Annotated in this window: 21 protein-coding genes and 5 tRNA genes; 17 read left to right on the plus strand and 9 right to left on the minus strand. The window is 70.1% G+C overall.

Annotation, left to right across the window (positions count from 1 at the left end; all coding sequences use genetic code 11):
* Positions 1-8 precede the first annotated feature (8 nt).
* The 5 genes from CP975_RS25490 to CP975_RS25510 form a co-directional block, all read right to left on the minus strand.
* Positions 9-3,203 carry a sensor histidine kinase gene (locus CP975_RS25490; protein WP_055526898.1) on the minus strand — a complete coding sequence of 1,065 codons (3,195 nt, stop codon included), beginning with the start codon at positions 3,201-3,203 and terminating at the stop codon, positions 9-11.
* Between the two features lie 339 nt (positions 3,204-3,542).
* Positions 3,543-4,133: a GTP-binding protein gene (locus CP975_RS25495; RefSeq protein WP_030787425.1), complete on the minus strand. Its 591-nt coding sequence runs from the start codon at positions 4,131-4,133 to the stop codon at positions 3,543-3,545.
* Positions 4,114-4,515 (minus strand): DUF742 domain-containing protein, encoded by a 402-nt coding sequence (locus tag CP975_RS25500; RefSeq protein WP_030787427.1) that lies wholly within the window; start codon positions 4,513-4,515, stop codon positions 4,114-4,116. The genes CP975_RS25495 and CP975_RS25500 overlap by 20 nt, the downstream gene beginning before the upstream one ends.
* A gap of 141 nt (positions 4,516-4,656) precedes the next feature.
* Complete coding sequence (locus CP975_RS25505; protein WP_030787430.1) at positions 4,657-5,070, minus strand: roadblock/LC7 domain-containing protein; 414 nt, start codon at positions 5,068-5,070, stop codon at positions 4,657-4,659.
* A gap of 9 nt (positions 5,071-5,079) precedes the next feature.
* Positions 5,080-8,988: a sensor histidine kinase gene (locus CP975_RS25510; protein ID WP_055526895.1), complete on the minus strand. Its 3,909-nt coding sequence runs from the start codon at positions 8,986-8,988 to the stop codon at positions 5,080-5,082.
* Positions 8,989-9,563: 575 nt separating this feature from the next.
* Here CP975_RS25510 and CP975_RS25515 point away from each other — a divergent pair.
* The 9 genes from CP975_RS25515 (at position 9,564) to CP975_RS25555 (ending at position 13,602) form a co-directional block, all read left to right on the plus strand.
* A complete protein-coding gene (locus CP975_RS25515; RefSeq protein WP_150477383.1) occupies positions 9,564-9,764 on the plus strand; it encodes a hypothetical protein in 201 nt (66 codons plus the stop codon).
* Between the two features lie 160 nt (positions 9,765-9,924).
* Positions 9,925-10,722: a fumarylacetoacetate hydrolase family protein gene (locus CP975_RS25520; protein ID WP_055526891.1), complete on the plus strand. Its 798-nt coding sequence runs from the start codon at positions 9,925-9,927 to the stop codon at positions 10,720-10,722.
* Positions 10,715-12,190: a glutamate--tRNA ligase gene (gene gltX, locus CP975_RS25525; RefSeq protein ID WP_055526888.1), complete on the plus strand. Its 1,476-nt coding sequence runs from the start codon at positions 10,715-10,717 to the stop codon at positions 12,188-12,190. Before CP975_RS25520 ends, gltX begins: the two co-directional genes overlap by 8 nt.
* A 70-nt stretch (positions 12,191-12,260) precedes the next feature.
* Positions 12,261-12,989, plus strand: coding sequence for an HAD family hydrolase (locus CP975_RS25530; RefSeq protein WP_055526886.1), 729 nt, complete (start codon positions 12,261-12,263; stop codon positions 12,987-12,989).
* Positions 12,990-13,078: 89 nt separating this feature from the next.
* Positions 13,079-13,150, plus strand: a tRNA-Gln gene (locus CP975_RS25535).
* Between the two features lie 41 nt (positions 13,151-13,191).
* Positions 13,192-13,264, plus strand: a tRNA-Glu gene (locus CP975_RS25540).
* A 62-nt stretch (positions 13,265-13,326) separates the two neighbouring features.
* Positions 13,327-13,399: transfer RNA gene (locus CP975_RS25545), tRNA-Glu, on the plus strand.
* Between the two features lie 31 nt (positions 13,400-13,430).
* Positions 13,431-13,502, plus strand: a tRNA-Gln gene (locus CP975_RS25550).
* Between the two features lie 27 nt (positions 13,503-13,529).
* Positions 13,530-13,602: transfer RNA gene (locus CP975_RS25555), tRNA-Glu, on the plus strand.
* A gap of 41 nt (positions 13,603-13,643) precedes the next feature.
* Here the strand turns inward: CP975_RS25555 and CP975_RS25560 are convergent.
* Complete coding sequence (locus CP975_RS25560; protein ID WP_055526884.1) at positions 13,644-14,309, minus strand: MerR family transcriptional regulator; 666 nt, start codon at positions 14,307-14,309, stop codon at positions 13,644-13,646.
* A 133-nt stretch (positions 14,310-14,442) separates the two neighbouring features.
* On the opposite strand from CP975_RS25560, the gene CP975_RS25565 reads away from it, so the two are divergent.
* The gene (locus CP975_RS25565; protein ID WP_199782851.1) at positions 14,443-14,928 is read left to right on the plus strand and encodes a DUF4188 domain-containing protein; all 486 of its coding nucleotides are present in this window, start codon (positions 14,443-14,445) and stop codon (positions 14,926-14,928) included.
* A gap of 69 nt (positions 14,929-14,997) precedes the next feature.
* On the opposite strand, the gene ndgR is transcribed toward CP975_RS25565, so the two are convergent.
* A complete protein-coding gene (gene ndgR / locus CP975_RS25570) occupies positions 14,998-15,714 on the minus strand; it encodes an IclR family transcriptional regulator NdgR (protein ID WP_030787455.1) in 717 nt (238 codons plus the stop codon).
* A 181-nt stretch (positions 15,715-15,895) separates the two neighbouring features.
* Between ndgR and leuC the strand changes: the two genes are divergently transcribed.
* The 4 genes from leuC to CP975_RS25590 all read left to right on the plus strand — a co-directional run bounded on the left by leuC (position 15,896) and on the right by CP975_RS25590 (position 19,241).
* The gene (gene leuC, locus CP975_RS25575; RefSeq protein WP_055526881.1) at positions 15,896-17,320 is read left to right on the plus strand and encodes a 3-isopropylmalate dehydratase large subunit; all 1,425 of its coding nucleotides are present in this window, start codon (positions 15,896-15,898) and stop codon (positions 17,318-17,320) included.
* Between the two features lie 5 nt (positions 17,321-17,325).
* Entirely contained in the window at positions 17,326-17,919 is a 594-nt protein-coding gene (gene leuD / locus CP975_RS25580) for a 3-isopropylmalate dehydratase small subunit (protein WP_055526880.1), read from the plus strand.
* Positions 17,920-18,167: 248 nt separating this feature from the next.
* Positions 18,168-18,404, plus strand: a complete 237-nt coding sequence (locus CP975_RS25585; RefSeq protein ID WP_030787464.1) for an SCO5555 family protein — start codon at positions 18,168-18,170, stop codon at positions 18,402-18,404.
* A gap of 162 nt (positions 18,405-18,566) precedes the next feature.
* A complete protein-coding gene (locus tag CP975_RS25590; protein WP_055526879.1) occupies positions 18,567-19,241 on the plus strand; it encodes an HU family DNA-binding protein in 675 nt (224 codons plus the stop codon).
* A gap of 97 nt (positions 19,242-19,338) precedes the next feature.
* On the opposite strand, the gene CP975_RS35930 is transcribed toward CP975_RS25590, so the two are convergent.
* Positions 19,339-19,542 carry a hypothetical protein gene (locus CP975_RS35930; RefSeq protein ID WP_055526878.1) on the minus strand — a complete coding sequence of 68 codons (204 nt, stop codon included), beginning with the start codon at positions 19,540-19,542 and terminating at the stop codon, positions 19,339-19,341.
* 13 nt (positions 19,543-19,555) lie between these two features.
* Complete coding sequence (gene cofC / locus CP975_RS35935) at positions 19,556-20,191, minus strand: 2-phospho-L-lactate guanylyltransferase (RefSeq protein ID WP_055526876.1); 636 nt, start codon at positions 20,189-20,191, stop codon at positions 19,556-19,558.
* Between the two features lie 142 nt (positions 20,192-20,333).
* On the opposite strand from cofC, the gene CP975_RS25600 reads away from it, so the two are divergent.
* The 3 genes from CP975_RS25600 to CP975_RS25610 are packed head-to-tail and all read left to right on the plus strand — an operon-like array spanning position 20,334 to position 23,378.
* Positions 20,334-21,128 (plus strand): lysophospholipid acyltransferase family protein, encoded by a 795-nt coding sequence (locus CP975_RS25600; RefSeq protein ID WP_055526875.1) that lies wholly within the window; start codon positions 20,334-20,336, stop codon positions 21,126-21,128.
* 17 nt (positions 21,129-21,145) lie between these two features.
* Positions 21,146-22,162, plus strand: a complete 1,017-nt coding sequence (locus tag CP975_RS25605) for an NAD(P)H-dependent glycerol-3-phosphate dehydrogenase (RefSeq protein WP_150477971.1) — start codon at positions 21,146-21,148, stop codon at positions 22,160-22,162.
* Between the two features lie 34 nt (positions 22,163-22,196).
* Positions 22,197-23,378, plus strand: coding sequence for a D-alanine--D-alanine ligase family protein (locus tag CP975_RS25610; RefSeq protein WP_055526874.1), 1,182 nt, complete (start codon positions 22,197-22,199; stop codon positions 23,376-23,378).
* Positions 23,379-23,388: the final 10 nt, after the last annotated feature.

Genomic DNA, 23,388 nt, shown 5'->3' on the forward strand with positions numbered 1-23,388 from the left:
GGCTCACACTAACGCTCCTGGTTGTAGGTGCTATCAGGGCTGAAGCCCTGGCCATTCGTGTCACTGCTGTTGTTGCGGCCCCGCTGGACGCCGCGGCGCAGGTTGCTCAGCCTGCCCCGCACTTCCTCGGGGTCGCGGGAGACCTGGGGGCCGCCCTGCGGGGTCTGTTCCGCGGTGCCCTCGACCAGGTTGGCCTTGGGCACCCGCCGCGGGAGCCCGGACGGGGTGACCCCGCCCGCCTTCGGCTCCTTGAGCCGCTCGGCCCGCTGCCAGCGCTCGTCGTTGGACGAACGCCAGTCGGAACCGTCCTGGCCGCCCTGGCCCTCGTTGACGGCGGGGACGTTCCCGTTCCCGTTCGAGGCCGAGGAGCCCCGGCGGGGGAGACCCGCGTCGGTCATGTCGTGCACGACGGACGGAGTCGGTCCGGGACGGTCGAAGCCTACGCGCTCGGCGTCCCCGGCGGGGGCCGCCGGAGCGGATTCCGCTTCCTGCTCGTACTCGGGCTGGTAGCCGTCACCGCTGGGCCAGTCGTCCTGGCGGGACCGCTCCGGATAGGAGATCTGGGGGTCCTGGTAGCCGTCCGGGGCCGGGTAGTACTGCTCGTCGTACGCCGGGGCCTGCTGCTCGTTGGCGTAACCGCCCTCGGCGTACTGTCCGTTGCCGTACTGGTCGGTGGCGTACTGCTCACCGCCGTACTGCTCCTCGGCGTACTGCCCGTCGGTGTACTGCCCGTCGGCGGCCCGCCCGTTCTCGTAGGCGGGCTGCTGCCCCTGGTCGTACGAGACCTGCTGCTGCTCGTCGTAGGCGGGCGCGTGCTGCTCGTACGAGCCCTGCTGCGGGGCCTGCCGGCCCTGCTGCGGGTCGACCTCGTCGCGGAAGAGCGGGCGGTTGCCGCCCGGCTGCTGGGAGGCCTGCGCCTCCAGCGCGGCGCGGCGCTCCTCGCGCATCAGCGAGCGGCCCACCGGGTCGAGACCGTGCGCCTCCCCGCCGTCGCCGTGGTAGCGGCTGTCGTCGAAGCCCAGCTCCGCGGCCGTGCGCAGCGGCTCGGCCTCCAGGACCTGCTGCTCCGGGATGATCGAGGAGACGGTGAACTCGGGGTCCTGCGCGTGCTGTTCGCCACCGCCACCGTGCGTGATCCCGTCCGGCAGCATGACCAGCGAGGTCGTGCCCGCCTGCTCGCCCGAGGGGCGCAGCTGGACGCGGATGCCGTGCCGGTCGGCGAGGCGCCCGACCACGAACAGGCCCATGCGCTGGGAGATCGCGGCGTCCACGGTCGGCGGGTTGGCCAGCTTGTGGTTGATGTCCGCGAAGTCCTCGGCGGTGAGGCCGATGCCCTTGTCGTGGATCTCGACCATGACGCGGCCGTCGGGAAGGCGGGTCGCGGTGACGCGGACCTTGGTCTGCGGCGAGGAGAACGTGGTGGCGTTCTCCAGAAGCTCGGCGAGCAGGTGCACGAGGTCGGTCACGGCCAGGCCGTGGATCTCGGCCTCGGGGACGCCGGACAGCTCGATGCGCTCGTACTGCTCCACCTCGGAGGAGGCGGCGCGCAGGACGTCGACCAGCGGGACCGGCTGGTCCCAGCGGCGGCCGGGCTCCTCGCCGGAGAGGACCAGGAGGTTCTCGCCGTTGCGGCGCATACGGGTCGCCAGGTGGTCCAGGCGGAAGAGCGACTCCAGCTGGTCCGGGTCGGCCTCGTTGTTCTCCAGGTCCGTGATCAGGGTCAGCTGGCCCTCGATCAGCGACTGGTTGCGGCGCGAGAGGTTGGTGAAGATCGCGTTGATGTTGCCCCGCAGCAGGGCCTGCTCGGCGGCGAGCCGCACGGCCTCCCGGTGCACCTGGTCGAAGGCGCGGGCGACCTCGCCGATCTCGTCCGTGGAGGTGATCGGGATGGGCTGGACGCGGGTGTCGACGCGGCCCGGGTCGGTGCGCGAGAGCTGGTCGACGAGCATCGGCAGGCGCTGCTCGGCGATGCCGAAGGCGGCGGTGCGCAGCTGGCGCATCGAGCGGGACATCTGGCGGGCCATCATCCCGGCCAGGATGAAGGCGGCGAGCAGCGCGACGACCACGATGGCGCCGGTGATGTACGCGTTCTGCTGGGCGTCCGCGGCGATGTCGGACGCCTCGTCCACGGCCTTGTCGGCGAGGTCCGACTCGATCGTGCGGTAGGCGTCGAACTTGGCGGTGGTGGTGTCCCACCAGGCCTGCCGGGTGATGCCCTTGTCGGCGAGGGCGACCCGCACGCTCGGCTGCGTGCTCTCCATGGTGGCGATGGCCGCGATCATCTGGTCCTGCGTGGGCGGCGGGTTGGCCTGCTTCTCGGCGGCCGCGGCCAGCTTCTTCTTCGCCTCCTCCAGCTTGGCGACATCCTGGGGGGTGCCGCCGCCGGTGTACTCCTCGATGGCGATGCGCTCCAGGTAGGCGTACGAGGAGAACGAGGTGCGCTGGAGGGTGAAGGAGCCGGTGCCCGGGCCCGGCTTGACCAGCAGGTGCGTGCCGATGGACCGCTCCAGCGACAGCGCGGCCTTGGAGAGCGAGATCGCGTAGACGGTACGGCCGTAGCTGGTGATGTTGCCGGTACCCAGACCGAGTTCGTTGGCGAACTCCATCAGGGGGTGCTGGATGGCGACGTAGCCCTCTTCGGTCTTCACACCGGGGAGCTTGGTGGTGTACGCGGCCTGACGCAGCGGGGTCAGCTTCGGCTCGACCTTGCGGAAGGCCTCGAGACGACGGTTGAGGCCTTCCTTGTCCGGCATGTCCTCGGCGGCGTCCTTGAACGCGGCGGCGGCCGCGTCGGTGGCCTTGCGGGCCTTGACGACGGCCGGGTCGCCGCGCTTGCCGTTCAGCAGCGGGGCGGCCGTGAGGTCGCGCTCCTCGATGAGGCGGTTGCCGTAGTCGAGGGAGGCCCGCACCAGGCGGGCGGTGCTCTCGGCGTCCTGGGCCTCGTTCCAGGTGTCGATGGAGCCCTTCACCTGGAAGCCGCCCATGACCAGGCCGACGAGCACGGGTATGAGCAGGATCGCGTTCAGCCTGGTCGGTACGCGCCAGTTGCGGGGGGACATGCGTCCGCCGGAGGGGGCCGGGGGTTCGTTGCCGGGAGCGGCGCTCACGTCAACGGGGGACGCCGCTGTGCGCGGCGGCGGGGTGAAGTTGCCCCGCGCGTCCCCGGTGGGGGGTGCCGCGGGGCTCGTCTTGCTTCGCCTCACTCGACCAACAACCTCTCGGCGGCGGCACTCACGTCGTGCCGCTGTCGTCTCCAAGGCCCGTGCTACTGGGCAGTTCAGCGCATTCCAGCACGTCAGGCACCGCTCTTCCAAACAGTGGGAAGCGGAAGTTCCGAGTGGTGTAAGCCTCAGATAAATCGGTCATAAAGAGCGAGCCCCGCCAAAAGGCGGGGCTCTTGTGAGCACAGCGACACCAGGCGACCGCGACGCGTGGCGGTCACCGGGCAATTCTCTGTCGAAACGTTATGAACACGGCGCGCGCTCGTGTCAAAGGACACAGGGCGCTCCGTAAGGTCTACGACAACTGCCGTATACACCTGCCTACTTGAGACGTGCCATAAGTGCGTGCTCGACCAGCGTGATCAAGCCACTCTTTGCGTCTGCACGGTGTCGCGCGTCGGTGGTGATGATCGGCGTACCCGGACCGATCTGGAGCGCCTCGCGGACCTCGTCGGGCGTGTACGGCTGGTGGCCGTCGAAGCCGTTGAGGGCGATGACGAACGGCAGCCCGGAGTTCTCGAAGTAGTCGACGGCCGGAAAGCAGTCGGCCAGGCGCCGGGTGTCCACGAGCACGACCGCGCCGATCGCGCCCCGCACGAGGTCGTCCCACATGAACCAGAAGCGGTCCTGACCGGGCGTACCGAAGAGGTACAGGATCAGGTCCTGGTCCAGCGTGATGCGGCCGAAGTCCATCGCGACGGTGGTCGTCGTCTTGTCCCCGGTGTGGGTCAGGTCGTCGATGCCGGCGGACGCGGACGTCATGACGGCCTCGGTGCGCAGCGGGTTGATCTCCGAGACGGCCCCGACGAACGTGGTCTTGCCCACGCCGAAGCCGCCCGCCACCACGATCTTGGCGGAGGTGGTGGAACGGCCCGAGCCCGAGCCCGAGCCGTTAGAGCTTGCGAAGTCCACTGAGCACCCTTTCGAGCAGTGTCACGTCAGGCTGGCCGCCGGCGGACTCGTCGCCGCCGGGCTGGTGGATGGCGACGAGACCGGCCTCGGCCAGGTCCGCCACGAGGATCCGCGCCACACCGAGCGGCATCGAAAGCAGCGCCGAGACCTCGGCCACCGACTTGACCTCGCGGCACAGGTGGCAGATCCGCTGGTGCTCGGGGAGCAGCCCCATCAGCTGGGCCGGATCGGCCGTGGTGCTCACCAGCGCCTCTATGGCGAGCTGGTAGCGGGGCCGGGTCCGGCCGCCGGTCATCGCATAGGGACGCACCAGCGGCTGGTCGCCCTCCATTCCGTACGAGGGATCGCCGTACGGGTTGTGAGAGGCGGTGGGCGGGGTCATGGATCCTCCGGGCGGGACAGCAGGTCATCTGCGTGTGCCGTCTGACAGAGCCGGTGGGGGCGTAAGGCGGCCGGACGGTTGGTCAGTACGTTCGGTCGGTGGGGCGGCCGAAGGGGCGAAAGCATTCGGAAGCCGCGTCGGCTAGTGGAGCAGGCTGCCCTGCAACTCGGCGCGCAGGTCCGGGGTGAGGACCGCCCCCGCGCGGTCGACGAGCAGCGCCATCTCGTACCCCACGAGGCCGATGTCGCACTCGGGGTGCGCGAGCACGGCCAGCGACGAGCCGTCGGAGACGGACATGATGAAGAGGAACCCCCGCTCCATCTCCACCACGGTCTGGGTGACGGTGCCGCCCTCGAAGATCCGGGAGGCCCCGGCCGTGAGGGAGGTCAGACCCGAGGCCACGGCGGCGAGCTGGTCGGCCCGGTCGCGCGGAAAGCCCTCGGACATGGCCAGAAGGAGGCCGTCGGCGGAGACCACGACCGTGTGGGACACCCCGGGGGTGTTGTCCACGAAGTTGGTGATCAACCAGTTCAGATTCTGTGCGGCCTGGCTCATCGGACTCAACTAACGCTCCTGCTGGTGAGTGGGGCGAGGGAAACTGCCGGTCTGGCCGGTACCGGCCTGGCGACCCTGCTGAATGCCCCGACGGAGATTCGTCAGCCGGCCGCGTACCTCTTCGGGCGCACGCGAGACCTGCGGACCTGTGCTGTCCTGCTGCTGCTGGGCCGTGCCCGCGACCAGATTGGCCCGCGGGACGCGGCGCGGCAGTCCGGAGGTGGTGACGCCGCCCGCGGTGGGCTGCCGGACACGCTCGGCCTGGCGGCCCAGCTCGTCGTTCGGGGAGGAACGCCAGCCCGCGGGGGCGCCGGTGCCCGCGCCGTTCTGGCCGTTGCCGGTACCGGTCCCTGCCGCGGGTGCGGCGGGCGGGGCCTGCCGCGGACCGCGCGACGGCAGCGGGCGCTGCGGGTCCTGAGCCTGCGGCGCCTGCCGCTGGGCGGGCTCGCCGGAGCGGCCGCCGGGCCGGTGGCCGTGCGGGGCCTGCTGCTGGCTCTGCTGCTCCTGCTGGCGGCTCTGCTGCTCGGCCTGCGCCCGCTGGTTCTGCTGCTGCTGGAACCAGTTGGTCTCCAGCGTGTCGTACAGCGGCGTACGCCCGTCACCGGGACCGGCGGCGGGCAGCAGGTCCTCGGGCTGCGAGGAGCCGGGCAGCTGGTTGTCGGCCTGCGGCTGCTGGGGGAGACCCTGCTGCGGTCCCGGCTGCAAAAGCCCCTGCTGGGGGTCGCCCTGGCCGCGGCGCGGCGCCGGCGGACGCGGCACGGTGTAGTCGGGCATGTCCCGACCGCCCTGCTGCGCGAGGCCGTTGCCGTGATCCTGCTGCTGGTTCTGCTGTCGGCTCTGCGGCTGGTCCTGCTGCTTGTTCCGCCGCGGGGCCTGACGGCCCTGCTGGGCGTCGTTCTGGCCGCCGAAGACGTCCGAGCGGACGAACTGGCCGGTGCCCTGGTCCTGCGGCGCGGGAGTGCCGGGCGGCGGCGCGTCGAAGTCCGGGCGGGGGAACTCCGCGGTCGAGCCGGGGCCCTGCCGGTCGTCGGCGGCCGCGGTCGGCTGCGGGAACTGGCCGGTAGCCTCGTGCTCCTCGTGACCGCGCGGGGCGTCGAACGGCTCGCGCGACACCTGCGGCTGCGCGTTCTCGTCGCTCCAGCTGGGCACGCGCGGCTGCGGGTTGCCCCCGGGCAGCTCGGCGCGCGGTCCTCCGCGAGGCGGCAACTGAGGCCTGCGCCCCTGGTCACCGGCGTCGGCCGGCGGCTTCATGGCGTTCGTACGCTGCTGGGGGACCGGAGGCTGCTGGACCGCGCCGCCACGGCCGCCCTGCGGCGCTTGCGGCGCCTGAGGCTGCTGACGCTGCGGCTGCCGGTCCTGCTGCCCGGGCTGACCGTGCCGGCCCGGCTGACCCTGCTGTCCGGGCGGCCCCTGAGTACCGGCCGGCGGACGCTGCTGTCCGGTCTCCCGGGAGGGCAGCGCGGCCCGCGGACCCGAACCGGCGACCTGCGGGCGCGGCGCACCGGCACCCGGCCGGCCCGCTCCACCGGGACCACCGGCACCGGGCCCACTGCCGAGCGCCGGACCGCCACGGCCACCGGCCGGTCCCGAACCCGCGCCGAGCGCGGGGCCGTTGTTCCCCGCGGCGACCCCGCGGCGCGCGGCCGCGGCACCGGCGGCGGCAGCGGCCGCGGCGGGACCACCGGTCGGGCCGGGGCCACCGGGCTTGCCGGGAGCCTTCTTGCCGCCCTGGGCGACATCGACGGGCAGCATGACCAGCGCGGTCGTACCACCGGAGTCGGACGGGCGGAGCTGGATGCGGATGCCGTGGCGCTGCGAGAGGCGGCCGACCACGAACAGACCCATGCGGCGGGAGACGGAGACGTCCACGGTGGGCGGCGAGGCGAGCCGCTCGTTGATCGCGGCGAGGTCCTCGGGGGAGAGGCCGATGCCGGTGTCGTGGATCTCGATCAGCACGCGGCCGTCGGGCAGCGCGTGACCGGTGACCTTCACCTTGGTCTGCGGCGAGGAGAACGACGTCGCGTTCTCCAGCAGCTCGGCGAGGAGGTGCACGAGGTCGTTGACAACGCGTCCCGCGACCTCGGTGGCGGGCACGGCGGACAGCTCGATCCGCTCGTACTGCTCCACCTCGGAGGCGGCGGCACGCAGCACGTCGACGAGCGGCACGGGCCGCGTCCAGCGGCGGCCCGGCTCCTCACCGGCGAGGACGAGGAGGTTCTCGCCGTTACGGCGCATGCGGGTCGCGAGGTGGTCGAGCTTGAAGAGCGAGGAGAGCTGGTCGGGGTCGGCCTCGCGGGACTCCAGCTCGGAGATGAGTGAGAGCTGGCGCTGGATAAGACCCTGGGAGCGGCGCGAGAGGTTGGTGAACATCGCGTTGACGTTGCCCCGCAGAAGGGCCTGCTCGGCAGCGAGGCGGACGGCCTCGCGGTGCACGTCGTCGAAGGCCGCGGCCACCTGGCCGATCTCGTCCCGGGAGTGCACACCGACGGACTCGACGGAGGTGTCGACGTCCTGCGGGTCCGACTCCGAGAGCTGCTTGACCAGCTCGGGCAGGCGGTCCTGGGCGACCTTGGTCGCGGTGTCCTGGAGCCGGCGCAGCGAGCGGATCATGGAGCGGGCCACGACGAACGCGCCGACGAGCGAGACGCCGAGCACGAGCAGGATCAGCGCACCGTTGAGGATGGCCGACTGCTCCGACTCGTTGCGCAGCTCGCGCGCCTTCTGCTCCATCTCGCCGAGCAGCGTCAGCTCGATCTTCGACATCGCGTCGATCTTGGTGGTGTCGGCGTCGACCCAGTCCTTGTAGGACTTCTTGTCCTGGAGCTTGATGCCGCCCTCCTGCTCGAGGACGCGCTTGGCGTACTCGTCGGCGGCCTTGATCGCGGCGTTGCCCCCGTCGAGGGGCTTGGTCAGCTCGTCCGGGTTGCCCGCGTAGATCTTGCTGAACGTCTGGGTAGCCGCCTGCTCCTTGTCGTAGGCGCTGAGGCCGAAGGTGCGGTCGGTCTCGGAGATCTTGCCGTACTCGCTGTCGTTCGCGGGCAGGGCGGCGGCGATGATCGCCCGCTGCACCGACGCGTACTCCTTGGCCGAGGAGAAGGCGGCCAGGGCGCGCGTGCGCTGGATCATGTCCGGGTTGCTGGTCGCCTGCGCCATGTCGGTCGACAGCGCGAGCAGCTGCTCGACGAGCTGGCTGTAGGCCTCGACGGTCTGCGAGGTCGAGGCGCCGGGCTTGTAGGCGTCCTTGCGGACCTTGTTGATGTTCTGGAGCTGCTGGGTGATCTGGACCGCGCTGTGCCGGACGCCGAGGAAACCCTTCTCGCCGTCCGTGTCGTTCAGATCCTGGGTGCCCTGGATGAAGTCGCGGTAGATCCGGTCGGTCTTGGCGCGGGCGCCCTTGACCGTGTAGTCCGTCGCCGTCGCCCCGTGCGCGAGCGGGCCCGCCGACTTGTCGCGCTCCTCCTGGAGCGCCACGGCCAGCGCGGTGGCCTGCTTGGTTATGTCGGTGAGCAGCTTCATGTTGTCGAGCTGCTCGATCTCGTCCATGGACGAGTTGATGCGGAGTGCGCCGAGCGAGGTCGCGGTGATCACGGGGAGCGCGAGGAGCGAGACCAGGCGGGTGGAGATGCGCCAGTTGCGCAGGGCTATTCGCGAGCCGGGGCCGGTGGGCGAGCCGGAGCCGGACGCACCCTTGCCCTTGTTCTTGCCCTTGCTCTTGTCCTGGGCGGTCGCCGGGCCGCTGCCCGTCACACCCTGGCGCGCGGCACCGGCGGTGTCGCCGGGCGCACCGGGGCCCGGCTTCTGGGCGTGCTGGGGCGAGGAGCCGCGGTCGCCGCCGCGCTCCGGCTCCGCCGCGGCATCCCCTCGGCCGCGACCGGCCTGGGGAGACCCCTTGCCATCCCTCTTGAAACGTCCCTGCACTAGCGTCGCAACCTCTGGACCAGGCGTCCTGCCGCTTAACGGCGGGACGGTGTCGGCGTCGTGGGGCGTCAAGCGCCCCATGGGTGGTCGTTGAGTGACCGGCGCTGCTCCCCCTCCCCGCCGCCACTCGGCGCTGCGTTGCGCCCCTGCGCGCCGGTTCGATCCCGCGGCGGTCCCGGGAATTCCAGCACAGTGCAGGATCTCCAACAAGGCCCGTGTGTCGCGCCAAGACGTCGGTGACACGGCGTGAGTGGAGGGTCACGAGACGTAGAAAGTGATCTAGCGGAAACCGGACGTATCCCCTCAAAGCTGCTAGGGGGAGGGGGTGTCCCAGTCTTCATGATCAGGAGCGGAATGGTGCCTTCAGTGGCGCAATGTCCGTTTTCAAGTGGTGGGCGAGGGGCCTGATTTGACCTTTTTGCCCGGTCCTTCGTGAGCAAACTCACATGAAGATCATGGCCTCTTCCGGACTTTGGCCGGGAATTGGATGTTTAGCCTGACGCTTTACAGGGATGGCGAATCCGACAAGCCGCGTCCGTCAGACGACGCCTCAACCGACAGGGTCCGAACAGCAGATGAAGACTGTGAAGCCGACGATGTTCCGCAACATAGCCAACCCGCGCCGCACCACGCTCGCGCATCTCGAGGACGCCACCGACGTCCAGCGCGCGGCCGACCTGCCGGAGCACGCCGTCGACCTGCCGACCCAGACCGCCAACCCGAAGCGCACGATCCTGATGACCGCGCCGGAGACGTTCGTCCCGTCCGGCGCCTGAGATCCCCGGGGGACCACAGTCCGTCCGGCGTTCGAGGACGAGCCGCGAAGCGGCGATCTGCCGAGGTGAAACTCGGGCCCCGTGCAGAGAGCGACCGCCGGCCGCAGGCCATCGCGTTAGCCTGGGGTGTCACACCGCAACCACCTCAAGAGGCTAGAGCGTGCGCATCGCCAGGTTCTCCATCGACGGCAACGTCGGCTACGGCGCAGTCGAGGGGGAGAGCGCCCCCGGCAAGGAGGGCGAGCTCGTCCTCGACATCATCAAGGGCATCCCGTACGCCGACTTCGAGCTGTCCGGCACCAAGGTCCCGCTGAGCAAGGTCCGCCTGCTGCCGCCGGTGCTCCCGAACAAGATCGTGGCCTTCGGCCGCAACTACGACGAGCACTCGGCGGAGCTGGGCAACGAGACGCCGGACGTGCCGTTCGCCTTCCTCAAGCCCTCCACCTCGCTGGTCGGCAGCGGCGACGCCATCACGTACCCCGCCTTCTCCGAAGAGCTGCACCACGAGGCCGAGCTGGCCGTGGTCATCGGCCGCATGTGCCGCGAGGTCCCCCGCGAGCGGGTCAAGGACGTCATCTTCGGCTACACCTGCGCGAACGACGTCACCGCACGCGACGTGCAGCGCCGCGAGAAGCAGTGGGCCCGCGCCAAGGGCTTCGACAGCTCCTGCCCGCTCGGCCCCTGGGTGGAGACGGACCTGGATCTGGCGGCCGCGAACGACCTCACCATCCAGTGCACGGTCAACGGCCAGCAGCGCCAGCTCGGCCGCACCAGCGAGATGGTCCACTCCATCGAGGACCTGATCGTCAACATCTCCGAGGCCATGACGCTGCTCCCCGGCGACGTCATCCTCACGGGCACCCCGGCAGGCGTCGGGCCCCTCAACGTCGGCGACGAGGTCGCCGTCACCATCGAAGGCATCGGCACTCTCACCAACAAGGTGATCAAGCGTGGCTAACGCGAACGTCCGCGTACGTTTCTGTCCCTCGCCGACCGGCAACCCCCACGTGGGCCTGGTCCGCACCGCCCTGTTCAACTGGGCCTACGCCCGGCACAACGGCGGCACCCTGGTCTTCCGCATCGAGGACACCGACGCGGCGCGCGACTCCGAGGAGTCGTACCAGCAGCTGCTCGACTCGATGCGCTGGCTGGGCTTCGACTGGGACGAGGGCCCCGAGGTCGGCGGCCCGCACGCGCCGTACCGTCAGTCGCAGCGCATGGACGTCTACAAGGACGTGGCGGCCAAGCTCCTCGACGGCGGCTACGCCTACGCGTGCTACTGCACCACGGAGGAGCTGGACTCCCGCCGCGAGGCCGCCCGCGCCGCAGGCAAGCCCTCCGGCTACGACGGCCACTGCCGCGACCTCACCGCCGGGCAGATCGAGGCGTACGAGGCCGAGGGCCGAAGCCACATCGTCCGCTTCCGGATGCCCGACGAGGCCACCACCTTCACCGACCTGGTCCGCGGCGAGATCACCGTCCAGGCGGAGAACGTCACGGACTACGGCATCGTGCGCGCCAACGGCGCCCCGCTGTACACCCTGGTCAACCCGGTCGACGACGCCCTGATGGAGATCACCCACGTCCTGCGCGGCGAGGACCTGCTCTCCTCCACGCCCCGGCAGATCGCCCTCTACAAGGCGCTCATCGAGCTGGGCATCGCCCAGCGGATCCCCGAGTTCGGCCACCTGCCGTACGTGATGGGCGAGGGCAACAAGAAGCTCTCCAAGCGCGACCCGCAGTCGTCCCTGAACATCTACCGCGAGCGCGGCTTCCTCCCCGAGGGCCTGCTGAACTACCTCTCGCTCCTGGGCTGGTCGTTCTCCGCGGACCAGGACATCTTCTCGATGTCCGACATGGTGGCGAAGTTCGACGTGGCGGACGTGAACCCGAACCCGGCCCGCTTCGACCTGAAGAAGGCCGAGGCGATCAACGCCGACCACATCCGCATGCTGGACGTGAAGACCTTCGCCGAGGCCTGCGAGCCCTGGCTGAAGGCCCCGCACGCCAACTGGGCGCCCGAGGACTTCGACGAGGCCGCCTGGCAGGCCATCGCGCCGCACGCGCAGACCCGCCTGAAGGTCCTCTCGGAGATCACCGAGAACGTGGACTTCCTGTTCCTCCCGGAGCCGGTCTTCGACGAGCCCTCCTGGACGAAGGCCATGAAGGAAGGCTCCGACGCCCTCCTGCGCACGGCCCGCGCCAAGCTGGAGGCTGCCGACTGGACCTCCCCCGAGTCCCTCAAGGAGGCCGTCCTGGCCGCCGGCGAGGAGCACGGCCTCAAGCTCGGCAAGGCCCAGGCCCCGGTCCGCGTCGCCGTCACCGGCCGCACGATCGGCCTGCCCCTCTTCGAGTCCCTGGAGATCCTGGGCAAGGACAAGGCCCTGACCCGCATCGACGCGGCCCTGGCGAAGCTGACCGCCTGATCCGCCGGTACGCGCGCGAAGGGCCCGGAAGCCAAGACGGCTCCCGGGCCCTTCGCATACCGTCGACGCCATGCCCATCAAAGCCGTGGTCTGGGACATCGACGACACGATCTTCGACTACGCGAGCGCCGACACGACCGGCATGCGCGCGCACCTGACCGCCGAAGGGCTCCTTGAGCGGTACGAGTCCGCCGAGCGCGCCCTGGAGCGCTGGCGGCTGCTCACCCAGCGGCACTGGGCCCGCTTCGGCGCGGGAGGGGTCACCTTCGAGGCGCAGCGCCGCGACCGCGTGCGCGACTTCCTGGACGCCCCGGACCTGAGCGACGCCGTCGCCGACGCGTGGTACCTGCGTTACGTCGGTCACTACGAATCCGCCTGGTCGCTCTTCCCCGACACCGTCCCCACCCTGGACGCCCTCGCCGACGGCTACCGCCACGCGGTCCTGTCCAACTCCGCCCTGGCCGTCCAGGACCGCAAGCTGCGCCTGCTCGGCGTGCGCGACCGCTTCGAGGCCGTCCTGTGCGCCGCCGACCTCGGCTTCTCCAAGCCCGCCGCCGAGGCCTTCCACGCGGCCTGTACGGCACTGGGGCTCGCGCCGGCCGAGATCGCCTACGTCGGCGACCAGCCGGAGATCGACGCCAGGGGCGCCAGGGACGCCGGCCTCCTCGGTATCTGGCTCGACCGCGACGGCACGACGGGCGCGGCCCCCTCGGGCGTACACCGCATCAGGCGCCTCTCCGAGCTGCCCGCGCTGCTGCGGGCGGATACCCGTTTTGGAGCGCCGTCCACCTTCGGGTAATGTTCTTTCTGCGCCGCCCGAGAGGGCCGAAAGGTCCGGCAGGGAAGCGCACATTCAGAACAAAATCCCCATAGGGGGTTGCGGTTTGATGGCCTATGGTGTAATTGGCAGCACGACGGTTTCTGGTTCCGTTAGTCTAGGTTCGAGTCCTGGTAGGCCAGCTCGCAGAGCTCATCTGCAAAATGTGGATCATATCCACGAAGCCCCCGTTGTGTAGCGGCCTAGCACGCTGCCCTCTCAAGGCAGTAGCGCCGGTTCGAATCCGGTCGGGGGTACAGATCCTTCCCACGGGAACAGAGCGGGTCGCACCCACTGTTTCTGATGCAGGATCGCTAGGGCCCCCGTTGTGTAGCGGCCTAGCACGCCGCCCTCTCAAGGCGGTAGCGCCGGTTCGAATCCGGTCGGGGGTACTGAAGGTCGGGACTCTGGTCTAGACCACATTGGGCTATGGTGTAATTGGCAGCACGACGGTTTCTGGTTCCGTTAGTTTAGGTTCGAGTCCTGGTAGCCCAGCTGGATCACGCGAAGAGCAAGATCCTCGCCCCCGTTGTGTAGCGGCCTAGCACGCCGCCCTCTCAAGGCGGTAGCGCCGGTTCGAATCCGGTCGGGGGTACAGAAACGGCAAGGGGCCTTCCCATCGGGAGGGCCCCTTCGTCATTCCCCCGTACTCCGTTGCCCGTAGCGGTGGTTGGACTCCTCCGTCTGCGCGATCCGGCGCAGTCCGAGCAGTACCGGCTCGTACAGCACCGTGAGCGCCACGGCCGCCTCCAGCTGCTCGTCGGGGGAGTCGAACCGCTCGATCAAGTCCAGGTCGGCGACGGCCAGTTGCTGAGCGGCGTGGGCGTAGGGCGCCAAGTCGTCCACGGCGCACGGATATCCGAGCCGTGCCATCGTGCCGACCGCCGTCACCAGCATCCGATAGGCCGGCGACTCGTCCCCGTACTCCTGCGCGAACTCCCAGTCCAGGCGCGCCAGAAGCGCGTCCACCGTGCGGCGCGCCGCCTCCTGGGACTCCTGCGCGGACTCGTCCTCGGCGGGCTCCGGGCCGTGCGGCAGAGCCCATACCGCCGTACCCAGACGGGAGTTGTGGTCCAGGGACTCGTCCTCCAGGGCGGTCAGGACCTCGCGCGCGGAGGCGATCGGCACCCGGCCCACCTGGATCAGCGCCCGCACGAGCCGCAGCCGCTTCAGGTGCGCGTCGTCGTACTCGGCCTGGGTGGCCGTCACGCGGCGGCCCGGCGGGAGCAGTCCCTCGCGCAAGTAGTACTTGATCGTGGCCGTGGGGACCCCGCTGCGCCGGCTCAGCTCCGCCAGTCTCATTGATTCGCGCCTCCTCTTGCGTATCTCTTGCGCCTCCCGTTGGAGAGTGGCAGTATCCAATCATGGATAGCGGGGCTATCCAATGCCCGGCCAGGGCTCCACGAAGCCAGGGCTCTACGAAGGGGGAATCGTCATGGGCGACAAGCCGATCGAAGGGCGTATGACCGCCGAGGGGACGGGCGAGGTGATCGTCTTCCATATCGGGATGCGCATCAACAACTTCTTTGCCGTGCGCAGCTGGTGGCCCGTCTTCCGGGCCATGCCGCGCATGCTGAAGGAGCTGTCGAAGGACCGGGAGAGCGGGATGCTGACGTTCCGGCTGCTGCTCGGCGCCCCGCGCGTGGTGTACGTGGTCCAGTACTGGGAGTCGAAGGAGAAGCTGCTCGCCTACTCCGCGGCACAGGACAAGGAGCACCGGCCCGCGTGGGCGGCCTTCAACCGGCGCATCCGGGAAGGCAGGGGGAAGGTCGGCTTCTGGCACGAGATGTACGTCGTGCCGGCCGGCGCCCATGAGGCGGTGTACGTCAACATGCCGGAGTTCGGCCTGGGGAAGGCCACCGGCGTCGTCCCGGTGGGCCGTCGCGGTGACCGGGCGGCCGATCGCCTCACCGCGGCCTGAGGGTTTCGCGGGGGTGCCCGCTCGGAGGGGTCGCCGCGGCGTTGGGGCGGCCCCTCCGGCGTGCGTACGTCAGCTGGAGCGGCGCAGGGCCTCGGAGAGGCGTCCGGCCGCGTCGATGACCGCCTGCGCGTGCATGCGGCCCGGGTGGCGGGTCAGGCGCTCGATCGGTCCGGAGACCGAGACGGCGGCGACCACGCGGTTGGAGGGGCCCCGCACGGGCGCGGAGACGGACGCGACGCCCGGCTCGCGCTCGCCGATCGACTGGGCCCAGCCCCGGCGGCGTACCCCCGAAAGGGCCGTCGCCGTGAAGCGGGCGCCCTGGAGGCCGCGGTGCAGGCGCTCCGGCTCCTCCCAGGCCATCAGGATCTGCGCGGAGGAGCCCGCCTTCATCGTGAGCGTCGAGCCCACCGGGACGGTGTCGCGCAGGCCCGAGAGGCGCTCCGCCGCCGCCACGCAGATGCGCATGTCGCCCTGGCGGCGATAGAGCTGCGCGCTCTCGCCCGTCACGTCGCGCAGATGCGTGAGGACCGGGCCCGCCGTGGCGAGCAGACGGTCCTCGCCCGCCGCCGCCGCGAGTTCCGCGAGGCGCGGGCCGAGGATGAAACGGCCCTGCATGTCCCGCGCCACCATCCGGTGGTGTTCCAGTGCCACGGCCAGTCGGTGGGCCGTGGGTCGTGCGAGTCCGGTGGCCGCGACCAACCCCGCGAGGGTGGCCGGACCGGACTCCAGGGCGCTCAGGACGAGAGCCGCCTTGTCGAGAACGCCGACGCCGCTAGAGTTGTCCATGCGTCGATACTCGCGTCTCACTCTGTGAAACGCAAGTTCAATTTTCCGTGGAACACGCCACTCTGTACGAGCGAACCGCAGACCAACGGATTTCGCGGTCCACGTGCGGCACGAGGGGTACGCGCGTCGACGAACAGATTCTCTAGTTGGGCCGGCGAAGCGGCCGGTCGGAGGGAAAGCGATGGGTAGGACACTCGCGGAGAAGGTCTGGGACGACCACGTCGTCCGGCGCGCCGAGGGCGAGCCCGACCTCCTCTACATCGATCTGCACCTGCTGCACGAGGTGACCAGCCCCCAGGCCTTCGACGGCCTCCGCCAGGCCGGGCGCCAGGTGCGGCGCCTCGACCTCACCATCGCCACCGAGGATCACAACACCCCGACCCTCGACATCGACAAGCCCATCGCCGACCCGGTCTCGCGGGCCCAACTGGAGACGCTGCGCAAGAACTGCGCGGACTTCGGCGTGCGCCTGCACCCGCTGGGCGACGTCGAGCAGGGCGTCGTCCACGTAGTGGGACCGCAGCTGGGACTGACGCAGCCCGGCACCACCGTGGTGTGCGGCGACTCGCACACCTCCACGCACGGCGCCTTCGGCGCGCTGGCGTTCGGCATCGGCACCTCGCAGGTCGAGCACGTGCTCGCCACCCAGACGCTGCCGATGGCCCGCCCCAAGACCATGGCCATCACCGTCGACGGCGAACTGCCCGACGACGTCACGGCCAAGGACCTGATCCTCGCCATCATCGCGAAGATCGGCACCGGTGGCGGCCAGGGCTACGTCCTGGAGTACCGCGGCCCGGCCATCGAGAAGCTCTCGATGGAGGCCCGCATGACCATCTGCAACATGTCCATCGAGGCGGGCGCCCGCGCGGGCATGATCGCCCCGGACAGGACCACCTTCGACTACATCGAGGGCCGTGACCACGCCCCGCGGGGCGAGGACTGGGACGCCGCGGTGGCGTACTGGAAGACCCTGAGGACGGACGACGACGCGGTCTTCGACGCCGAGGTCTACATCGACGCCACCACGCTCGCGCCGTTCGTCACCTGGGGCACCAACCCGGGCCAGGGCGCACCGCTTTCGGCGCACGTCCCCGACCCGGCTTCGTACGAAGACGCTTCGGAGCGCCACGCCGCCGAAAAGGCCCTGGAATACATGGGGTTGACCGCGGGGCAGCCGCTGCGGGACATCAAGGTCGACACCGTCTTCGTAGGTTCCTGCACCAACGGCCGCATCGAGGACCTGCGTGCGGCCGCCTCCATCGTCGAGGGCCGCAAAGTCGCCGACGGCGTACGGATGCTGGTCGTCCCCGGCTCGGTCCGGGTCGCCCTCCAGGCCGTCGAGGAGGGCCTGGACAAGGTCTTCGTCGCCGCGGGTGCCGAATGGCGGCACGCGGGCTGCTCGATGTGCCTGGGCATGAACCCCGACCAACTGGCGCCCGGCGAGCGCTCCGCGTCCACGTCCAACCGCAACTTCGAGGGCAGGCAGGGCAAGGGCGGCCGCACCCACCTGGTCTCCCCGCAGGTCGCCGCCGCCACCGCGGTCACCGGCCATCTGGCCTCGCCCGCCGACCTGTCCGACGCCCCCGTGACCGCCGGAGTCTGAGAACCATGGAAGCATTCACCACGCACACCGGCCGGGCCGTCCCGCTGCGCCGCAGCAACGTGGACACCGACCAGATCATCCCGGCCCACTGGCTGAAGAAGGTCACCAGGGACGGCTTCGAGGACGGGCTCTTCGAGGCCTGGCGCAAGGACCCGGATTTCGTGCTCAACAAGCCCGAGCGCCAGGGCGCCACCGTCCTGGTCGCCGGACCGGACTTCGGCACCGGCTCCTCGCGCGAGCACGCCGTGTGGGCCCTTCAGAACTTCGGCTTCAAGGCCGTCGTCTCGTCCCGCTTCGCCGACATCTTCCGCGGCAACTCGCTGAAGAACGGCCTGCTCACCGTGGTACTCGACCAGAAGGTCGTGGACGCGCTGTGGGAGCTGACCGAGAGCGACCCGCGGGCCGAGGTCACCGTGGACCTCCGGGACCGCCAGGTCCGCGCGCAGGGCATCACCGCCGACTTCGAACTCGATGAGAACGCCCGCTGGCGGCTCCTGAACGGCCTGGACGACATCAGCATCACGCTGCGGAACGAGCCGGACATCGCCGCGTACGAGTCCGAGCGCGCCGCCTACAAGCCGCGGACCGTGCGGGCCTGACACCTCGCAACACCCCGCAACGCCCCTGATGTACCCCCAATCGTGGACGGTTGGGGGTACATCCGTGTCTGCCCCTCGAAGGGGCCCGCTGACCTGAACGGGTGGTCTCAACTCCCTTGATTCGGACGGAAGAAGAGGCCGGAAATCCCCTTGCACTCGGCGGAACCGGGTACCCTCATGAGGGCATCGGATGGCGGTAGTTACCCCCTGCGGAGGCGACAACTCGCCCCAGATGGCACAATCGGTGCATGGGACGCGACAGCCAACTCGAGCTCTACGGCCTCGTCGCGGCCCAACTGAAGGAAGCGCACTCACGAGTGCGTGCACTGCAAGTCCCGGAGGGCGTACGGATGGCGCTGACCCGGAAGCTGCTGGTCATTACGGCCGCGGCCAAACACGATCTCGCCGATGCGGCAAGGCGTCTGGAGCGTTTGATGGCCTCCCTCGACGAAGCTGACGAGGGCCGATTCCCCGAAGACACCTGAGCCTCAAGCCTCAACGGGCCTTCGAGGAACTCCGAGATGGTCCAGTTCGTTGCGGCACAAGGGTGATTAGCCCGTTTCGTGTTTGATTTGCGGTATATATCTGCCTAACGTGCGAAAAAGCCGGAGTATTTCGCTCCCGGCAATGTCTCCGAAGGGGAAGACGTGAACAAGGCGCAGCTCGTAGAAGCGATTGCCGACAAGGTGGGCGGCCGCCAGCAGGCCGCCGACGCCGTCGACGCGGTACTCGACGCCATCGTCCGTGCCGTGGTCAGCGGGGACCGTGTTTCGGTCACCGGCTTCGGCTCGTTCGAGAAGGTCGACCGCCCGGCCCGTTACGCCCGCAACCCGCAGACCGGGGAGCGCGTGCGGGTCAAGAAGACCTCCGTTCCGCGCTTCCGCGCCGGTCAGGGCTTCAAGGACCTGGTGAGCGGCTCGAAGAAGCTGCCGAAGAACGACGTCGCGGTCAAGAAGGCGCCCAAGGGCAGCCTGACCGGCGGTGCTTCCGCGACGGTCAAGAAGGCGGCGGCCAAGAAGGCCACCACCAAGAAGGCGGCGGCGAAGAAGACCACCGCCAAGAAGACCACCGCGAAGAAGACCACGGCGACGGCGAAGAAGGCCACGGCGAAGAAGACCACCGCCAAGAAGGCCACGTCGACGGCGACGGCGAAGAAGGCCACCGCCAAGAAGACCACCGCCAAGAAGGCCACGCCCGCCAAGAAGGCCACGGCGAAGAAGACCACGGCGCCGGCGAAGAAGGCCACGGCCAAGAAGGCGCCCGCCAAGAAGTCCACGGCGCGCAAGACGACCGCCAAGAAGGCCACCGCTCGCAAGAAGTAGGGGCACAGGGCACTCACGCGCCGGGCCGGACTCCCACGGGGGAGCCCGGCCCGCGTCGTGTCCGGCAGGAGCCCGGGGCGGCCGGCGCTCAGGTGCCTCAGAACGTCTGGAGCGTCACCAGGGTGACGCGGCGCGCCTCACCCTCCCCGTCGACCTCGATCCGCACCCGCTGGCCCGGCCGCAGCAGCCGCAGCCCGCCCGCGTCGAACGCGGGGGCCTCGAAGGGCACGGGGGTGCCGTCGTCGAGCAGCACGCTGCCGCTGCGGGTCTCGGAGTCGTACGTGTACGCGGTCGCCTGCATGGGGGCAGCGTACTCAGTCGGCGATGAGCAGCGGGGCGGCGGCCTTCGCGGTGTGCGGACCCACACCCAGCACGAGGGCGGCACGCAGGTCTTCTCCGGTGTCCACGTCCTGGCGTACGGAATCGATGCCGTCGAGCGGGAGTTCCACGGCCCCGGATGCCGTGTGGCGGGCACGGGACGCCACGCCGAATGCGGGGAGCAATTCCGTTCCTGCCGACGCGGTCAGCAGCGTCGTGCCGATTCCGGCGGCGTCCGGCAGAAATGCCCGGGAGAAATGGGCGGCGCGATCAAGCGTCCGGGCCAATTCCACGGGGCGCAACGCGGGCAGATCGGCGTTCAGGGCGGCGACGGGCGCGTCGGGGCGCTCGGCGCGTACGGCCGCCGTTCCGTGCCGCAGGGCGGCGTTCAGGCCTTCTCCCGGCTCGTCGGGGACGATAAGGGCGCCCAGTGCCGCCAGCTCACGACTCGCCAGGGCGTCGTCCGTGACGACCGCCACATCCCGTACCGCCGGGCACGCCACCGCGGCGGCCACGGTGTCCTGCGCAAATGCCAGGGCCAGGCCCGGGCGGAGGCCGTCGCCCGCGGTGGCGGTGAGCCTGCTCTTGGCGCGCGACAGCGATTTCAGAGGTATGACCAGGGTCCACTGCACGGGCGCTCCGTCCTTGTCGTCGCGCCCATTGTGACCTGCTGGGGGGCCTTGATACCTGGGCGGGCGTACGGTGTTCTCGACAGACCGGCAGCCTGGGGCGACACTTGTGCGGCCGACCAGGCTCATGGAGGAAGGTGTTTGCGTGTCCCGCCGCAGAATCGGCTTCTGGTACCGCCTCGCGGCGGTCATCGCAAAACCGCCGCTGGTGGTTCTGTTCAAGCGGGACTGGCGTGGAATGGAACACATTCCGGCCCACGAAGGATTCATCACAGCGGTGAATCACAACTCGCATATCGATCCGTTGTCGTACGCACACTTCCAGTACAACACCGGCCGGGTGCCGCGTTTCCTGGCAAAGGACGGCCTTTTCAAGGACGGCTTTGTCGGCAGGGTCATGAAGGGCACGGGCCAGATCCCGGTCTACCGCGAGACGACGAACGCGCTCGACGCCTTCCGCGCCGCGGTCGCCGCCATCGAGCGCGGCGAGTGCGTCGCCTTCTATCCCGAGGGCACCCTCACCAGAGACCCCGACATGTGGCCGATGACGGCCAAGTCCGGTGCCGCGCGGGTCGCTCTGGAGACCAAGTGCCCGGTGATCCCCGTGGCCCAGTGGGGCGCCAACCTCGCCCTGCCGCCGTACAGCAAGAAGCCCTCCCTCTTCCCGCGCAAGACCCTTCAGGTGAAGGCCGGGGCGCCCGTCGACCTGTCGCGCTTCTACGACAAGGAGCCGACGCCCGAGGTGCTCCGCGAGGCGACCGAGGCCATCATGGCCGCGATCACCGAACTCCTTGAGGAGATCCGGGGCGAGAAGGCCCCCGACGTGCCGTACGACCCGCGCAGGGCACGGCTGGAGCAGCGCCGCAAGGCCGAGGCCCGCAAGGCGTCGCGGAGCACGACACAGAGCACCCCACAGAACACCTCGGAGGACAGCAAGTGACGAACCCCGTGAACCCCGTGAACCCGGCAGCCCCGGTGAAGGCCGCCGTCTTCGGAACGGGCTCCTGGGGTACGGCCTTCGGCATGGTGCTCGCCGACGCGGGGTGCGACGTCACCCTGTGGGGCCGCCGCGCCGAACTCGCCGACGCGGTCAACTCCACGCGGACGAACCCGGACTACCTCCCCGGCGTCGAACTCCCGGAGAACCTGAGGGCCACCACCGACGCCGCCGAGGCCGCCGCGGGCGCCGACTTCACCGTCCTCGCCGTGCCCTCGCAGACGCTGCGCGGGAACCTCGCAGAGTGGGCGCCGCTGCTGGCCCCCGAGACCGTCCTCGTCTCCCTCATGAAGGGTGTCGAGCTGGGCTCCGCGATGCGAATGAGCGAGGTCATCACGGACGTCACGAAGGCCCCGGCCGACCGCGTCGCCGTCGTCACCGGACCCAACCTCGCCCGTGAGATCGCCGCGCGCCAGCCCGCCGCCGCGGTGGTCGCCTGCGAGGACGAGGCCGTCGCCCAGCGCTTGCAGAAGGCCTGCCACACGCCGTACTTCCGCCCGTACACCAACACCGACGTCGTCGGCTGCGAGCTGGGCGGCGCCGTCAAGAACGTCATCGGGCTCGCCGTCGGCATCGCGGACGGCATGGGCCTCGGCGACAACGCCAAGGGCTCGCTCATCACGCGCGGCCTGGCCGAGACCACCCGCCTCGGGCTCGCCATGGGCGCCGACCCGCTGACCTTCTCCGGCCTCGCGGGCCTCGGCGACCTCGTGGCCACCTGCTCCTCGCCGCTGTCACGCAACCACACCTTCGGCACCAACCTCGGCAAGGGCATGACGCTGGAGGAGACCATCGCGGTCACCAAGCAGACCGCCGAGGGCGTCAAGTCCTGTGAGTCCGTGCTGGATCTGGCCCGCAGGCACGGCGTCGACATGCCGATCACGGAGACCGTCGTCGGCATCGTGCACGACGGCACGCCTCCGGTGGTGGCCCTCAAGGAGCTGATGTCGCGCAGCGCCAAGCCCGAGCGTCGCTGACTGTTTTTCGGGCAGCGGGTACGCTCAACGCGATATGAGCAGCGAGAACCTCCCCCAGAGCCCTGAGCAGCGCCCCGAGTCGAGCTCTGCGCAGCCGCTCCGCAAGCCGCGTGTGGCCGTCGTCTTCGGCGGCCGCAGCTCGGAGCACGGCATCTCCGTGGTGACGGCGGGTGCCATCCTGAGCGCCCTGGACCGCACCAAGTACGACGTCCTGCCCATCGGCATCACCACCGACGGCCGTTGGGCGCTCACGGCGGACGAGCCCGAGCGGATGGCCATCACCGACCGCAGGATGCCGAACGTCGACGAGATCGCCGACTCCGTGGAGGGCGGCGTCGTGCTGCCGCTCGACCCCGGCAACCGCGAGGTCGTCTACAACGAGCCCGGCTCCGTGCCCAAGGCGCTCGGCGACGTCGACGTCGTCTTCCCGATGCTGCACGGTCCCTACGGAGAGGACGGCACCCTCCAGGGGCTGCTCGAACTCTCCGGAGTGCCCTACGTGGGCTCGGGTGTCCTCTCCTCGGCCGTCGGCCAGGACAAGGACTACATGAAGCGGATCTTCACGTCCTTCGGACTGAACGTCGGCCCCTACCTGGTGATCCGCCCGCGCGAGTGGAGCCAGGACGAGGCGGGCGCCCGCCGGCGCATCGCGGACTTCGCGGGCGAGCACGGCTGGCCGCTGTTCATCAAGCCCGCGCGCGCGGGCTCCTCGATCGGCATCACGAAGGTCGACTCCTTCGAAGGCCTCGACGAGGCGATCGCCGAGGCACAGCGCCACGACCCCAAGATCCTCGTCGAGGCGCTGCTGCGCGGCCGCGAGATCGAGTGCGGCGTCCTGGAGTTCGAGGACGGCCCGCGGGCGAGCGTCCCGGCCGAGATCCCGCCGGTGCAGACGCACGACTACTACGACTTCGACGCCAAGTACATCGACTCGACGCCCGGCATCGTGCCCGCGCCGCTGACGCCCGAGCAGACCGCGGAGATCCAGCGGCTCGCGGTCGAGGCGTTCGAGGCGGCGTCCTGCGAGGGCCTGGTGCGCGCGGACTTCTTCCTCACGGAGGACGGCCGGTTCGTGATCAACGAGATCAACACGATGCCGGGCTTCACGCCCATCTCGATGTACCCGCAGATGTGGGAGAAGAGCGGCGTCGGCTACGCGGAGCTGGTGGACCGCCTCATCCAGGCGGCGCTGAACCGCTCCACGGGCCTGCGCTGACGCGCCCCCG

This window comes from Streptomyces alboniger (assembly GCF_008704395.1).
Taxonomy (GTDB): Bacteria; Actinomycetota; Actinomycetes; order Streptomycetales; family Streptomycetaceae; genus Streptomyces; species Streptomyces alboniger.

Bases quoted from the DNA above. Each gene is read 5' to 3' on its own strand.
- leuD (WP_055526880.1), top strand. From the start codon at position 17,326: ATGGAAGCATTCACCACGCACACCGGCCGGGCCGTCCCGCTGCGCCGC.
- CP975_RS25560 (WP_055526884.1), bottom strand. From the start codon at position 14,309: ATGAGACTGGCGGAGCTGAGCCGGCGCAGCGGGGTCCCCACGGCCACG.
- CP975_RS35930 (WP_055526878.1), bottom strand. From the start codon at position 19,542: ATGCAGGCGACCGCGTACACGTACGACTCCGAGACCCGCAGCGGCAGC.
- CP975_RS25515 (WP_150477383.1), top strand. From the start codon at position 9,564: ATGAAGACTGTGAAGCCGACGATGTTCCGCAACATAGCCAACCCGCGC.
- CP975_RS25585 (WP_030787464.1), top strand. From the start codon at position 18,168: ATGGGACGCGACAGCCAACTCGAGCTCTACGGCCTCGTCGCGGCCCAA.
- CP975_RS25505 (WP_030787430.1), bottom strand. From the start codon at position 5,070: ATGAGCCAGGCCGCACAGAATCTGAACTGGTTGATCACCAACTTCGTG.
- CP975_RS25500 (WP_030787427.1), bottom strand. From the start codon at position 4,515: ATGACCCCGCCCACCGCCTCTCACAACCCGTACGGCGATCCCTCGTAC.
- ndgR (WP_030787455.1), bottom strand. From the start codon at position 15,714: ATGGACAACTCTAGCGGCGTCGGCGTTCTCGACAAGGCGGCTCTCGTC.
- CP975_RS25530 (WP_055526886.1), top strand. From the start codon at position 12,261: ATGCCCATCAAAGCCGTGGTCTGGGACATCGACGACACGATCTTCGAC.
- CP975_RS25610 (WP_055526874.1), top strand. From the start codon at position 22,197: ATGAGCAGCGAGAACCTCCCCCAGAGCCCTGAGCAGCGCCCCGAGTCG.
- leuC (WP_055526881.1), top strand. From the start codon at position 15,896: ATGGGTAGGACACTCGCGGAGAAGGTCTGGGACGACCACGTCGTCCGG.
- CP975_RS25565 (WP_199782851.1), top strand. From the start codon at position 14,443: ATGGGCGACAAGCCGATCGAAGGGCGTATGACCGCCGAGGGGACGGGC.